Origin of the sequence: Microbacterium luteum (assembly GCF_015277875.1) — a bacterium.
Taxonomy (GTDB): Bacteria; Actinomycetota; Actinomycetes; order Actinomycetales; family Microbacteriaceae; genus Microbacterium; species Microbacterium luteum.
This window is the reverse complement of sequence record NZ_CP063814.1, coordinates 2,622,103-2,636,297: the sequence shown is the minus strand read 5'-3', so window position 1 is coordinate 2,636,297 and position 14,195 is coordinate 2,622,103. Positions and strand designations below refer to the sequence as shown.

The following is a 14,195-nucleotide window of genomic DNA, read 5'->3' as shown; positions in this document are numbered from 1 at the left end:
CCCCGCACGCTACTCAGCCGTCACCGTCGTATCGGACGGGCTGGGGCTGGGCGACGTGGGGGGAGTCGTCTCGGTCTGCGTTTCTGAGGGCGCGGGGTCGGGTGCCGTCGAGGTCGACGCGGTGGGTTCCGGCTCGCTCGTCGGCTCGGGCTCCTGCGTCGGGGTCGTCTGATCCGGCGTCGGGTCGGTCGTCGGCGACGGGTCCGTCGTCGGCTCGGTCGGGGTCGGGTCCGGCTCCTGCGTCGGAGTGGTCGACGGTGTCGAGGGCGAGGGCGTCGACGGGGTGGTCGGCGTCGGTGTCGATGTGGTCGGAGGCGTCGACGGCGTGGTCGTCGACCCGCCGGATCCGGACGAGCCGGTCGATCCGGTGGAGCCGCTGGACCCGGACGAACCGCTCGAGCCCGACGACCCGCTCGACCCCGTCGATCCGCTGGATCCCGAGGACTTCGGCGGCGCCGACTTCGACGGCGACGTGCGCCCCTGCGTGGCACTCGAGGAGGAGGACGATGACTTCGGTGTGGTGCGGGTGTTGTGCACCATCGGGTTGCTGCGCGGTGTGGTCCAGCCGCCGGTGTCCGCCTTCGGCCGGGGCGCGGCCTTGACCGCATCGGCAGCACCCGGTTCCTCACCGGCCGCCTCGGGCTCACTCGTCTCGCTGACCGCCTGCGAGGACGCGGTCAGCTCCATGCCGAGCCACTCGCTCAGCGACTGCTGGCTCGAGCCGGCGGCGAGGGTGCTGTTGCCGAGTCCGGTCGCGTTCGCGAGCACGAGGCCGCTCGCGAGCACGAGCGCGCCCGCTGCGGACGCCGCGATCGGGATCGCCCGAGACCGGCGAGCGGGAAGCGGCGTGGGTGCCTCGGCGACATCGGCCGCCTCGGCGACGGGGGCGTCGTCGACCAGTGCCGCGGCGGACCCGGCCGGCAGCAGGGCGAGACCCGCGCCGATCTCGGCGGCCGGTGCGATGGCCCGCGCTGCGCCGAGGGCGATCGAGGACTTCGGATCGGCATCGATCGCGATCGGACGGTCGAAGCGCTCGGAGAGCATCTGCGCGACGAGCGGGATGCGAGATGATCCGCCGACGAGCAGGATGCTCTCGACGTCGTCGGGAGTGAGACCGGCGGCTTCGAGCGTGTCTTCGAGCGTGTCGGCCGTGCGCTCCACCGACGGCGCGATCATGTCCTCGAACTCCGCACGGGTCAGGCGAACGCTCGCCGCGCCCGTGGGCAGGAGCACCGGGATCGTCACGTCGGAGTCGAACGAGAGCGCCTCCTTGGCGTCGACGCACTCCCGGCGCAGCTGCGACAGCGCCAGCCGCATGTCGGCGTCGTCGGACTGCAGGTCGGCTGCGGTCACGCCCGCAGCGCGGAGCACGTGGCGGAGCACCTCGTCGTCGAAGTCGGCGCCACCGAGGTCGTCGATTCCCGACGCGCTGCCGAGGGGCGCGAACCCGCCGTCGTCGGACTTGCGGAGGATGACGGAGTCGAACGTGCCGCCGCCGAGGTCGTAGACGGCGAGCGAGCGGCCCGGCTCCAGAACCCGGCCGGCTTCGTACTGCCGTGCGGCCGCTTCGGGTTCGGTGATCAGCGACACCTCGCCGACCTCGGCGCGGCCCAGCGCGGTGCGGATCAGGCCCAGCCGGTGGGAGCCCCACCCGGTCGGGTGGGTGAGCATGGTGCCCTCGGGTGACGAGCCCTCGCGCTCGACGACGGCCTCGATGACCGAGGCGACGGTGTGCGCATAGAGCTGCTCGGGCGGAAGAGTCCGCCCCGCCACCGACAGCGGAACGTCGTCGCCGATGCTGCGCTTGAACTCGCGCACGAGCCGCTCGGGCTGGCTGATGCCGCGTCGTTCGGCGGCGTCTCCGAAGAGCAGGCCGTCAGCGGTGACGAACACCGATGACGGAGCACTGTCGGTGCTGCGTCCGAGCGGAAAGCTTCGGGTGTCGAGTGTGGTGTCGGGAGCGGACCGTGCGGTCGCTGCCGCCGTCCTGCTCGTACCGACGTCGATACCCAGAAAATACGCCGTTGCCATGATCCCCCCACGGATCGGGCGCGAGCTGGCGAGAGCTCGTGATTACCCCAGTTGTTCCCAGTGTCCCAGTGCAGCAGACGAGGAGCGATCACGGTGGCGAACGCCGTCGTCTGCATCCGATGCCAGGTCACCCAGCTGACCCGGTCTCGGTGTTGTCATCGTACACACACATGAGGGGAGACGGCCAGGGCCGTGCTGATACGTGTCGATCGTAAATCTGGCACTCGCGTTGCAAGAGTGCCAGCGCTTCCCTAGACTTGCGTTAGCACTCTCACTCCGAGTTTGCTAACGAGTCTTGACGTCTCATAGGAAAGCAGAGGTAGACCCGTGTCGGTTTCCATCAAGCCGCTCGAGGACCGCATCGTCATCACGCAGGTCGAGGCCGAGCAGACCACGTCCAGCGGTCTGGTCATCCCCGACACCGCCAAGGAGAAGCCCCAGGAGGGCGAGGTCGTGGCGGTCGGTCCCGGTCGCATCGACGACAACGGCAACCGTGTCCCGGTCGACGTCGCCGTCGGCGACCGCGTGATCTACAGCAAGTACGGCGGTACCGAGGTCAAGTTCGGTGCCGATGAGTACCTCGTGCTGTCGGCGCGCGACGTTCTGGCGGTCGTCGTCCGCTGAGACACCCCGCTTGACGAAGGGCTCGGATGCTTCGGCATCCGAGCCCTTTTCGCTGCCGCAACCGGGCGCGGCAGGTCGGGACTACGATGAACCGGTGAACCTCGACGCGCCCGAGCCCCCCGGGGGAGCCGGCGACGCCGACGAGGCAGCACGAGACGCCCCCGACCTGGGGGAGACCGCGCTCGTGACCGCGGGCGTCGGCGTTCCGTCGTCCGCCGACGCAGGCGCCTCGCCGCCGGACGCCTCGCGAGAGCGAGCGTGGGGCGGCGTGTACACGTTCGTCGCGTACCTCCTGTGGGGGTTCCTGCCGCTGTACTTCCTCGCGCTCGCACCCACCGGGCCGTGGGAGGTCGTCGCGTGGCGCATCCTGCTGTCGCTGGTGTTCTGCGCGATGCTGCTGACCGTCACGCGCACGTGGCCTCGGCTGGTGGCGATCCTCCGGCAGCGACGTCTCGTCGGCTGGACGGTGGTGGCGGGCCTGCTCATCTACGTCAACTGGCAGGTGTTCCTCATCGCGACCCTGACCGGGCACGTGATCGAGACGAGTCTCGGATACTTCATCAATCCGATCCTGACCGTGCTCCTGGGCGTCCTCATCCTCCGGGAGCGGCTGCGTGTCACGCAGTGGATCGCGCTCGGCATCGCGGCCGCCGCGGTCGGGGTGATCGTGGCGGGCTACGGTGCGTTCCCGTGGATCGCACTGTCGCTGGCGACATCCTTCGGACTGTACGGGCTCGTCAAGAAGCAGATCGGCCCCTCCGTCGACGCGGTGAGCGGGCTCACGCTCGAATCGCTCTGGCTCACCCCGGTCGCCATCATCCAGCTGATCGCGGTGGGGGTGACGGCCGGTCTCACACTCGGCACGGCCGGAGCCGTGCACACCGTGCTGCTGCTTCTGGCGGGGGTGATGACGGCGACGCCCCTGCTGCTGTTCGCCGCGGGCGCGCGCCGGGTTCCGCTGACCGTCATCGGCCTCCTGCAGTTCGTCGCCCCCATCCTGCAGTTCACGATCGGGGTGTGGATCCTGCAGGAGCCCATGCCGCCGGAGCGCTGGATCGGCTTCGCGCTGGTCTGGGCGGCGCTGGTGATCCTGTCGGCGGACTCCGTGTCGGCCGCGCGCCGGTCGCGCCGCACGGTGTCGGACGTGGCCGACCTCACGTAACGGAGCGCGTCACCGCACGAGGCGCGCGATGGCCTGCGATGCCTCCGCGATCTTCTCCTCGGCCTCGGGGCCTCCGGCTCGCGCGGCGTCGACCACGCAGTGACGCAGGTGGTCGTCGAGGAGCCCCAGCGCCACGGTCTCCAGCGCGCTGGTGAGGGCGCTGATCTGCGTCAGGATGTCGATGCAGTAGCGCTCATCCTCGACCATCGTGCGGATGCCGCGCGCCTGCCCCTCGATCCGCTTCAGGCGATTGAGGTAGCGGGCCTTGTCGCTGATGTAGCCGTGGTGGGCGTGCGCGCCGTCGGTGATCGGGGCGGTGTCGGTCATCGGGACTCCTTCGGTGTCGGTGCGGTCGCGCGGAAGCGGCGCAGCAGCAGGCTGTTGCCGACGACGAAGACGCTGGAGAACGCCATCGCGGCCCCGGCGATCATCGGGTTCAGCAGGCCCAGGGCGGCCAGGGGGATCGCGGCGGTGTTGTAGGCGAACGCCCAGAACAGATTGGTCTTGATCGTACGCAGGGTCGCGCGCGACAGTCGCAGCGCGTCGACGGCGGCGAGCAGGTCTCCGCGAACCAGGGTGAGATCGGATGCGGCGATCGCGGCATCGGTCCCGGTGCCCATGGCGATGCCGAGGTCGGCCTGCGCGAGGGCGGCGGCATCGTTGACCCCGTCGCCGACCATCGCGACGACCCGTCCCTCGCTCTGAAGCGCGTTGATCGTGTCGACCTTGCCTTCCGGCAGGACCCCGGCTGAGACACGCTCGATGCCCACCTCGGCGGCGACGCGTCGAGCAACGGACTCGCCGTCGCCGGTGAGCAGCACCGGCTCGAGGCCGAGCGCGCGCAGGCGCTGCACCGCCTCCGCGCTGGTGGGCTTCACGCCGTCGGCGAGCGAGATGGCGCCGCGGGCCGCGCCATCCCATGCCACGTGCACGGTCGTGAGGCCCTCGGTGTCTGTCTCGATCGGTGTGACCGCCCAGGAGCGCAGGAACGACGCGCTGCCCACCAGCACCGCACGTCCGTCGACGACGGCCGAGACGCCGGACCCGGCGGTCGCCCGGAACGCATCGATCATCGGGAGCGGTCCGTTCCGCCGGCCGGCCGCGACGATCGCCAGGGCGAGCGGGTGCTCGGAGGCGTCTTCCACGGCGGCGGCGACGCGGAGCACCTCGTCGGCGTCCTCCCCGGTCGCTGCCGTGACGTCGATGACCGACATGCGTCCGGTGGTCACGGTGCCCGTCTTGTCGAGCGCGATGGTGTCGACCCGGCGGGTCGACTCGAGCACCTCGGGGCCGGTGATGAGAATGCCGAGCTGGGCGCCGCGGCCGGTGCCGACCATGAGGGCGGTCGGGGTGGCGAGTCCGAGCGCGCAGGGGCAGGCGATGATGAGCACCGCCACGGCGGCCGTGAACGCGGCCTGCGCGGAGCCGCCGAGCACGAGCCACGCGACGAGGGTGATGACCGAGATCCCGATCACGACCGGAACGAACACCGCCGACACCCGGTCGGCCAGGCGCTGCACATCCGCTTTGCGAGATTGCGCGTCCTCGACGAGGCGCGCCATCTGGGCCAGCTGCGTGTCCGACCCCACGCGCGTCGCCTTCACCACCAGGCGCCCACCCGTGTTGAGGGTCGCGCCGACGACCGCGTCGCCGGGGGAGACGTCGACCGGCACCGACTCTCCGGTGACGAGGGCGGCGTCGATGCTGCTGGTGCCCGAGGTCACGACCCCGTCCGTCGCCACCTTCTCACCGGGACGCACGATGAATTCGTCGCCGACCCGAAGGGACGTGATCGGCACGCGCATCTCGACGCCGTCGCGCAGCACAGCGGCGTCCTTGGCGCCGAGCTGCAGGAGGGTTCGCAGGGCGTCGCCGGACCGCCGCTTGGCACGGACTTCGGCGAAGCGGCCCGCGAGGAGGAACATCGTCACGCCCGCTGCGACCTCGAGGTAGACCGCCGGTCCGCTCGACGCGCTGAACCAGACGAAGCCGTGCGTCATGCCGATCATGCCCGCGTCGGTGAACAGCAGCGCGTACAGCGACCACAGTGTCGCGGCGGTCACCCCGAGCGAGATCAGGGTGTCCATGGTCGCCGCGCCGTGCCGCAGATTGATCACTGCGGCACGGTGGAACGGCCATGCCGCCCACGTCACCACGGGGAGCGCAAGAGCAAGCGAGGCCCACTGCCATCCCGGAAACTGCCATGCCGGCACCATCGACAGCGCGATGACGGGCACGGCCAGGGCGATCGCGACGAGGAGCCGCGTGCGCAGCGCGTGCGCATCCGCGTCATCGGGGGATCGCTCGGGCGCCGGCACCGACGCGTCGTAGCCGGTGCGCTGCACTTCGGCGATGAGCGCTTCGGGCGTGAGACCGGATGCCGACTCGACGTGCGCGCGTTCGGTGGCGTAGTTGACCGACGCCGTGACGCCGTCGAGGCGGTTGAGGCGCTTCTCGATGCGGGCGGCGCACGACGCACACGTCATGCCCTGGATGTCGAGGTCGACGCGCGAGGGCGCGGCCTCGGCGGCCGACGCGGACATCAGGCGCGGACCGCGGAGTAGCCGGCCTCGTCGACCGCGGCGATCACATCGGCATCGGCCGGGACGGCGCCGTCGGTGGCGATCGTGAGTCGCCCCGACGCCGCGCTCACGTCGACGCGGGTCACGCCCGGCACGCGCGAGACTTCGTCGGTGACGGCGCGCTCGCAGTGCCCGCAGGTCATGCCCGTCACGAGGTAGTCGATGGTGGTCTCGGCGCTCATGGTGCCTCCTGTCGCGGTCGTTCGCCGGAGATGCCGGCTGTTGATGGAACACGATACCCCCTGTGGGTATTCCGCGGGTCTGCGACGGTCCTATAGCTGTCAAGTGGTGAGTAGGTCGGTTTTGAGGGCGTTGTAGGTTTCTCTGGCGATGGCGCGTTTGAGGCATCGGAGGATGTCTCGGGTGGTGAGTCCTTCGGCTGCTCGGCGGGTGGCGTAGTCGCGGGTGCGGGGGGCGGAGCGTAGTCGGCCGACGGCGATGAGGTGGAGGGCCCGGTTGGCTTGTCTGTCGCCGCCGCGGTTGAGGCGCATGCGTCGGGTTTTGCCGGAGGATGCCGGCAGTGGTGCGGTGCCGGTGAGTTTCGCGAAGGCTGCTTCGTTTCCGAACCGGTCGAGGTTCTCGCCGGCGCAGACCAGGAGGGTCGCGGCGGTCTGTGTGCCGATCTGGGTGTGGGAGACCAGGGTGGGGACGGTGTCGGCGATGAGGGTGTCCAGGGTGCGGTCGGTGGTGGTGATCTCGGTATCGAGGTCGCGGATGCGTCGGCCGATGGTGCGGAGCGCGTAGCGGGCAGCGTGGGGGGTTTCGTGGAGACGGGTGGTGTCGGGGCGTAGCGTGATGGCCTTGCTCACTCGGGCCGATGCGGTCAGTGGGAGGAGCGCGTCGCGGAGCTCGTCGGGGGCGGTGGTGATCAGGTCTCGCAGTTGCGAGTATGCGGCGGTGCGGGCTTTGACCGCCCCGTCGCGACTGACTTTGAGCATCCGAACGGTCTCCACGATCCCGGTGGTGATCTTCGGGGAAGCGGTCGCTCGGCCCGACAGGACGGCCCGAGCGGCCGCTTCCGCGTCGATCGGGTCCGATTTGCCGTGATGTGCTCTGGTGGTCTTGTCGGGCCGGTTCACCTCGTTCACCGGATACCCGGCGGCGAGGAGATGCCTTGTCAGCCCCGCCCCGTAGGAACCGGTCGATTCGACACCGAACACCGACACGTTCCCGAACCGGTTCGCCCAGCCGGTCAGCTGCGCGTATCCGCTCGCGGACGCGGGGAAGGCCTCTGATGCAAGCAGCCTGCCGGCGGAGTCCACGACCGCGGCGTGATGGGTGCGTTGATGCGTGTCGACACCGACGACCAGTTGCGTGAGATCGAGGGCGGGGGTGATGCTGGTAGCGCCAGTCATGCTGGTCTTGTCTCCAATCACGATGTGAGTTGGATGACTTCACCGGGCCGGGCGGACAAAACGGTGATGAGCCTCTTGCAGGGTCCTATCAAGTCACTCCCGCCCGGCTCGGCCACCCGAGCAAGGGCATGAACTCCCGGCAACCAGCGCGACAGATCGCGCGAAGGACAACCACACGGCGTCGGTTTCGTCTCAAGCCAGCACCAGCAACCAAAAGCCCACACCCATCCTCACCGTTTCGTCTCGTCGCTGCGCTCCTCGCTCAACGACCGGGGTGGGTGGCCGATCCTCCCGGTCCTCCCTCCCGATCCGGTCGTTGAGCGAGCGCAGCGAGACGAAACGCGGCCGCTCCGGGGCCGTCGTTGCCGGATCGTGACCTCCTCGCGCCTCCCGTTACAGATCGTTAACGAACGGCAACATCGCAGAGACGTCGGCGCGACTAGGTTGTGATCACTGGGTGGGCGCCCGAGCCTTCCCGTGAAATCACACACAGCAAGGAGCAACATGAGCGTCATCACACGTTCGCGCGCGACCACTCTCGGCGGCCTGGCCGTCGTCGGTGTGAGCGCTCTCGTCCTGGCGGGTTGTGCCGGGGGAGGCAGCGACGACAGCGGCGACAGCGGCGATGCGGCCGGTCCCGTCGAAGACATGACCCTGACGATCGGAACGGCGCTTCCGCAGACGGGAAACCTCGCGTTCCTGGGACCGCCCGAAGAGGCGGGTGTGGCCTACGCCGCGGCGCAGATCAACGAGGTCTCCGACACCACCGGCCTCAGCATGGACGTCGTCTACGGCGACTCGGGTGACACCGACAACAAGGCCTACGAGACCGAGATCCCGCGCCTGCTGGGCGAGGACGTCTCCGCGATCATCGGTGCCGCCTCGTCGGGTGTGTCGCTGCAGTTCATCGACCAGGTCACCGGCGCCGGCGTCATCCAGTTCTCGCCGGCGAACACGTCCGACGCGTTCACGACGTACGACGACGGCGGCCTGTACTTCCGCACGGCCCCGTCCGACGTGCTGCAGGGTGAGGTCCTCGGGAACCTCATCGCCGCGGACGGCGCGCAGACCCTCGGCATGATCGTGCTGAACGACTCCTACGGCACCGGCCTCGCCGGCTACGTGCAGGAGGCGTTCGAGGCGGCCGGTGGCGAGGTCGTCGCGCAGCCGACGTACAACACCGGCGACACGACGTTCGACGCGCAGATCAACGAGGTCCTCGCGGCCGACCCCGACGCCATCGCGCTGATCACGTTCGAGGAGATCACCACGATCCTCCCGAGCCTGTTCGGACAGTTCCCGGCCGAGAACATGTACTTCGTCGACGGCAACCTGTCCAACTTCGGCGACGAGTTCCCGGAGGGCTCGCTCACCGGCGCCAAGGGCACGCTGCCCGGTCTGTCGATCGACACGCTGGGCGAGTTCACCGGCGAGCTGGACGCCTTCCTCGAGGAGGAGGGTTCCGACCCGCTCGAGGAGTACAGCTACGCGGCGGAGTCCTTCGACGCCACGGTGCTGCTCGCGCTGGCCTCGCTCGCTTCGGGATCGACCGACCCGGCGGACATCGCCGCGTCGCTGCAGGAGGTCTCGGGTGGCACCGGTGACGGGGAGACCTGCACCTCCTACGCCGAGTGCGCCGACATCATCGTGGGCGGCGGCACCGCTGACTACGACGGCGTCTCCGGTCCGATCACGTTCGACGAGGTCGGCGACCCGACCGAGGCGTCGATCGGCATCTACGAGTACGGCGACGACAACACCTACGCCGCCTGGCAGGGCTGATCGTCTCGCACCCACGGAGGCCCCGTGAGCTTCGGCTCGCGGGGCCTCCCGCCGTATACCGGCGTGAGCCGGGGTCGCGGGCGTCGGGTGTCGAGCTCAGGCGCCGGTGGACGGACGGGGCACGTGCTGGTCGACGAGGATCGGGTTGCCGTCGGGGTCGACCACGGTGAAGCTCGCGGGGCCGTCGCCGGTCTCGTCGGCGGACTCGACGAACTCCACGCCGTGCTCGCGAAGGGTCCGCTGCAGATCGCGCACGTCGGTGAACGGCTCCTCGGTCGGTCCCTCGGCGGACCAGCCGGGCGTGAAGGTGAGGATGTTCCGGTCGAACATGCCTTGGAACAGCCCGATCACCGTCGTGCCGTTGCGCAGCATCCGCCACCCCGACGCGGCATCGCCGCCGAACGCCTCGAAGCCGAGGCGCTCGTAGAAAGCCGTCGACACGGCCAGATCCCTCACGGCCAGGCTCAGGGAGAACTCGCCGAGGTCCACGCGTGCGTCATCGCTCATGGCGCTGACGATACGCCTTCGGCGGGCGCGCGTCAGGCGCCGAGCGTGCCCAGGTAGAGCTCCGTCACCTTGGGGTCGTTCAGCAGCTCGCGGCCGGAGCCGGTGTAGGCGTCACGGCCCTGGTCGAGCACGTAGCCGCGATCGCAGATCTGCAGACAGCGGCGCGCGTTCTGCTCGACCATGATGCACGTCACCCCGGCCTTGTTGATCTCGGAGACGCGGATGAACGCCTCGTCCTGCCGCACAGGCGAGAGACCGGCGGACGGCTCGTCGAGCAGCAGCACTTTGGGGTCCATCATGAGTGCGCGGCTCATCGCCACCATCTGGCGCTCGCCGCCCGAGAGCGACCCGGCGCGCTGCTTGAGCCGCTTGCCGAGTTCGGCGAAGATCCCCGTGACGAACTCGAGCCGTTCGGCGTAGACCGACGGGCGCTGGTACAGGCCCATCTGCAGGTTCTCCTCGATCGTCAGGGAGGGGAAGACGTTGTTCGTCTGCGGGATGAAGCCCACGCCCCGGGCGACGAGCTTGTTCGCCTTCAGACCCGTGATGTCGTCGCCCTCGAGAGTGACCGTGCCGCTGCGCACGTTCACCTGACCGAAGATCGCCTTCAGAAGGGTGGACTTGCCAGCGCCGTTGGGTCCGATGATGCCGATCAGCTCGCCCTGGTGTGCGACGAGGTTGCAGCCGTTGAGGATGTTGACGCCCGGCAGGTAACCGGCGTGCACGTCTTCGACGGAGACGACGGTGGTGCCGGTGGTCGTGGCGGTGCTCATCGCTCGTCCTCCTCATGGTGGTGCCGCTTCGGGGCTTCCTCGGCCTCGAGCTCGGCTTCCGCTTCGGCCTCGATGTCGGCCTTGGACAGGCCGGACGCCGATGCCGCCTCGCCCTGCACCGGGATGCGGCCGGTGACCTCACCCAGGTCGACGTCCTGGTGGGCGCCGAGGTAGGCGTCGATCACGGCCGGGTCCCGCATCACGGAGTGCGGATCGCCCTCGGCCACGATCTTGCCCTCGGCCATCACGACGACCCAGTCGGCGATGTGACGCACCATGTGCATGTCGTGCTCGACGAAGAGGACCGTCATCCCCTCGTCCTTCAGGTCGAGGATGTGGTCCAGCAGCGACTGCGTGAGCGCCGGGTTGACGCCGGCCATCGGCTCGTCGAGCATGACGAGCGTCGGATCGGTCATGAGCGAACGCGCCATCTCGAGCAGCTTGCGCTGACCTCCCGAGAGGCTCGCGGCGAAGTCGGCCGATTTGGTGTCGAGCTTGAACTTCTGCAGGATGCCCATCGCGCGGGTCTCGATGTCTTTGTCCTGCTTGCGCCAGAGCGGCGGGAACAGACCGCCCCAGAAGCTCTCGCCCCGCTGGCCGGTCGCACCGAGCTTCATGTTGTCGAGCACCGTGAGCAGGCCCAGGGCCTTCGTCAGCTGGAAGGTGCGCACGAGACCCATCCGGGCCACCTTGTAGGCGGGAACGCCCGCGAGATCGCGTCCGTCGAAGCTCCACGTGCCCTCGTCGGGCTTGTCGAATCCGGTGAGCAGGTTGAACAGCGTGGTCTTTCCGGCACCGTTCGGGCCGATGAGGGCGGTGATCGCCCCGCGCGGCACCTCGAGGTGGTCGACGTCGACGGCGTGCACGCCGCCGAAGGATCGGCGCACGTTGTCGGCGACGATGATCGGGTCGACCTTGGCGCAGCCCGGTGCGGCGTCGCCCTTGTGCAGGCCCGTCGTCTTGGGGCGCGGCGTGGGAGAGGTCATCGTGGGCGGCTCGGCGCCTGCCGGCGTATCACTTGACAAAGGTCAGCTCCTTCTTGTTGCCGAGCAGGCCCTGCGGCATGAAGATCACCAGCAGCATCAGGGCCACGCCCACGAGGATGAATCGCAGCGTCGCCGCCTGGATGGCCGACATGCCGAACAGCAGACCGGCCGAGGCCATCGCGGGAAGGACGTTGGAGAGGAAGGTCTGCAGCACCCAGAAGATGAGCGACCCGAGGAGCGGACCGAACACGGTGGCGGCGCCACCGAGCAGGAGCGCGGTCCATACGAAGAACGTCAGCGACGTCACGTACACGCCGGGGCTGATGGCCGCCGGCAGGGCGTAGACGATGCCTCCCGCGGCGGCGATCACGCCACCGAGCACGAGGGTCTGCATCTTGTAGGCGAAGACGTTCTTCCCGAGCGAGCGCACGGCGTCCTCGTCCTCGCGGATGCCCTTGAGTGCGCGACCCCAGGGACTGTGGGTGAGCATCCACACCACCAGCACCGCGAACGCGAGGGTCAGCAGACCCATGATGCGCACCCACCACTGGGTCTCGTTGTACATCCACGGGCCGAAGCCGTACGTGCCATCGGGAATCGGGTTGGATGCGCGGAAGCTCGCGTGGTAGCCGCTCAGGCCGTCGGCCGAGCCGGTGACGTCGTCGAAGGCGGTCGTGAGGAACAGCAGTCGCACGACCTCCGCGGCGGCGATCGTGACGATCGCGAGGTAGTCGCCTCGCAGTCGGAGCGTTGGAATGCCGAGGATGAGCGCGAAGATCGCCGCGGCCACCAGCCCCAGGATCGCCGCGAGCCACCACGGGAGCCCGAAGGTGAGGACGGAGATCGCGTAGCCGTAGGCACCGATGGCCATGAAGCCGGCGATGCCCATGTTGATCAGGCCGCCGTAGCCGAAGTGCATCGCCAGACCGAGCGCCGCGAGGGCGTAGCCGATTGTGGCGGGGCTCAGGATCGAGCTTGCCGAGTTGGAGAGGATCTGAAGCCAGTCCATGGTCTGCGCCTAACCTATTCTCTCGCGTCGACCGAGGATGCCCTGTGGTCGGAACAACAGGATCACGATCAGGATGAACAGTCCGCTGGCGAACTTGAGGTCCGCCGGGATCCACAGGCTCGACGCCTCCACGACGATGCCGACGATCAGCGCGCCGATGAGGGCGCCGTATGCCGTGCCGAGGCCGCCGAGGACGACCGCCGCGAACATCAGCAGCAGCAGCTGCGCACCCATGTCCCAGCGGATTCCGGGGCGGTAGTACGCGTAGAGGATGCCGGCGAGGCCCGCGAGCGCTCCGGCGAGCACCCACACCACGCGCACGACGTAGTCGACGTCGATGCCGGATGCGGCCGCCAGAGACGGGTTGTCGGAGATCGCCCGGGTCGCCTTTCCGATCCGCGAGCGGGTGAGCCAGAAGGCGAAGATGACGATCACGACGATGGAGATGACGATCGACGCCATGTCGATCACGCTCATCTGCACCGCGCCGAACAGCGGGATCTTGGGGGCCGAGGCGCCCGGGAGCTGTGCGGTGCCGCCGCCGATGAAGAACTGGAAGGTATAGCGCAGGGCGAGGGAGAGGCCGATGCTGACGATCATCAGCTGCACCACCCCGACCCGGCGTCTGCGGAGCGGTCGCCACAGCGCCGCATCCATCACCAGTCCCAGAGCCGCGCTCAGCACCACCGCGAGGGGATAGCCCAGCCACCACGGGAGGGCGAGGCTCGCAGGACCGACCAGCACGAAGGCGACGATGGCGCCGAAGGTCACCATCTCGCCGTGGGCGAAGTTCGAGATGCCGGTCGTGCCGTAGACGAGGGTGAGGCCCACGGCGGCAAGGGCGAGCATCAGGCCGAAGCTGATCCCCTGCACGACGCGCTGCACCAGCTGGTCGAAGAAGGAGGTGACGTTGCGCTCGCCCTCTCCGATGAAGAAGTTGACCGCCGCGAACCCGCCGGGGCCCACGACCACCTCGAGCACGTTCGGGGTGTCGTCCTCCGGGTCGACGACCGCGATGCCCTCGGGGAGGGAGTTCTCGTCGAGGGTGACGGTGTATTCGTTCTCGTCACCGCGCTCGGGGACCTGAACGCTCCACTGGCCGTTCTCGTCCGTCTCCACCTCCTGCGCGCCGCCGGGGCCGTCGATGACGAGGATGATGCCGGGCAGGGGCTCGCCGTCCAGCTGGACGTTCCCGCTGATGCGGTAGGGGTCGCCCTCCGCGGCGCTCGCCGGCGCGGACGCGGCGAAGACGCCCAGCAGCGCCAGCATCAGGCCGATGACGACCGATAGCGCCCGTAGGCGCGATCGAGGTGTCGCGATCGTGGTCGAAGGACTCACTGAACCTCCCAGCTCGGCACACCAGCGCGCCGAGCTCAGGTCGCAT

13 protein-coding genes are annotated in these 14,195 nt (G+C 69.2%); 3 read left to right on the top strand and 10 right to left on the bottom strand.

Annotated features, from left to right (window positions below; genetic code table 11):
- Positions 1–9: 9 nt before the first annotated feature.
- Positions 10–2,031 (bottom strand): Hsp70 family protein, encoded by a 2,022-nt coding sequence (locus IM777_RS12915; RefSeq protein ID WP_194383650.1) that lies wholly within the window; start codon positions 2,029–2,031, stop codon positions 10–12.
- 327 nt (positions 2,032–2,358) lie between these two features.
- Between IM777_RS12915 and groES the strand changes: the two genes are divergently transcribed.
- Positions 2,359–2,655, top strand: a complete 297-nt coding sequence (gene groES / locus IM777_RS12910) for a co-chaperone GroES (RefSeq protein WP_071046031.1) — start codon at positions 2,359–2,361, stop codon at positions 2,653–2,655.
- A gap of 268 nt (positions 2,656–2,923) precedes the next feature.
- On the top strand, positions 2,924–3,817 hold the full coding sequence (rarD, locus tag IM777_RS12905; protein ID WP_228481106.1) for an EamA family transporter RarD: 894 nt from the start codon (positions 2,924–2,926) through the stop codon (positions 3,815–3,817).
- Between the two features lie 9 nt (positions 3,818–3,826).
- Here rarD and IM777_RS12900 read toward each other — a convergent pair whose 3' ends face one another.
- The 4 genes from IM777_RS12900 to IM777_RS12885 all read right to left on the bottom strand — a co-directional run bounded on the left by IM777_RS12900 (position 3,827) and on the right by IM777_RS12885 (position 7,754).
- On the bottom strand, positions 3,827–4,144 hold the full coding sequence (locus tag IM777_RS12900; RefSeq protein WP_194383648.1) for a metal-sensitive transcriptional regulator: 318 nt from the start codon (positions 4,142–4,144) through the stop codon (positions 3,827–3,829).
- The gene (locus IM777_RS12895; protein WP_194383647.1) at positions 4,141–6,360 is read right to left on the bottom strand and encodes a heavy metal translocating P-type ATPase; all 2,220 of its coding nucleotides are present in this window, start codon (positions 6,358–6,360) and stop codon (positions 4,141–4,143) included. Before IM777_RS12895 ends, IM777_RS12900 begins: the two co-directional genes overlap by 4 nt.
- Positions 6,360–6,581, bottom strand: coding sequence for a heavy-metal-associated domain-containing protein (locus IM777_RS12890; protein WP_194383646.1), 222 nt, complete (start codon positions 6,579–6,581; stop codon positions 6,360–6,362). The genes IM777_RS12895 and IM777_RS12890 overlap by 1 nt, the downstream gene beginning before the upstream one ends.
- Before the next feature lie 99 nt (positions 6,582–6,680).
- Positions 6,681–7,754: an IS110 family RNA-guided transposase gene (locus IM777_RS12885; protein WP_194383645.1), complete on the bottom strand. Its 1,074-nt coding sequence runs from the start codon at positions 7,752–7,754 to the stop codon at positions 6,681–6,683.
- 504 nt (positions 7,755–8,258) lie between these two features.
- Between IM777_RS12885 and IM777_RS12880 the strand changes: the two genes are divergently transcribed.
- Positions 8,259–9,536 carry an ABC transporter substrate-binding protein gene (locus IM777_RS12880; RefSeq protein WP_194383644.1) on the top strand — a complete coding sequence of 426 codons (1,278 nt, stop codon included), beginning with the start codon at positions 8,259–8,261 and terminating at the stop codon, positions 9,534–9,536.
- A 96-nt stretch (positions 9,537–9,632) separates the two neighbouring features.
- On the opposite strand, the gene IM777_RS12875 is transcribed toward IM777_RS12880, so the two are convergent.
- The 5 genes from IM777_RS12875 to IM777_RS12855 are packed head-to-tail and all read right to left on the bottom strand — an operon-like array spanning position 9,633 to position 14,080.
- Positions 9,633–10,043, bottom strand: a complete 411-nt coding sequence (locus IM777_RS12875) for a VOC family protein (protein ID WP_228480804.1) — start codon at positions 10,041–10,043, stop codon at positions 9,633–9,635.
- 32 nt (positions 10,044–10,075) lie between these two features.
- A complete protein-coding gene (locus IM777_RS12870) occupies positions 10,076–10,816 on the bottom strand; it encodes an ABC transporter ATP-binding protein (RefSeq protein ID WP_071046040.1) in 741 nt (246 codons plus the stop codon).
- Positions 10,813–11,802: an ABC transporter ATP-binding protein gene (locus IM777_RS12865; protein ID WP_194383643.1), complete on the bottom strand. Its 990-nt coding sequence runs from the start codon at positions 11,800–11,802 to the stop codon at positions 10,813–10,815. Before IM777_RS12865 ends, IM777_RS12870 begins: the two co-directional genes overlap by 4 nt.
- A gap of 28 nt (positions 11,803–11,830) precedes the next feature.
- Positions 11,831–12,811, bottom strand: a complete 981-nt coding sequence (locus IM777_RS12860) for a branched-chain amino acid ABC transporter permease (RefSeq protein ID WP_071046043.1) — start codon at positions 12,809–12,811, stop codon at positions 11,831–11,833.
- A gap of 9 nt (positions 12,812–12,820) precedes the next feature.
- Positions 12,821–14,080: a branched-chain amino acid ABC transporter permease gene (locus tag IM777_RS12855; RefSeq protein ID WP_194385562.1), complete on the bottom strand. Its 1,260-nt coding sequence runs from the start codon at positions 14,078–14,080 to the stop codon at positions 12,821–12,823.
- Between the last annotated feature and the right edge of the window lie 115 nt (positions 14,081–14,195).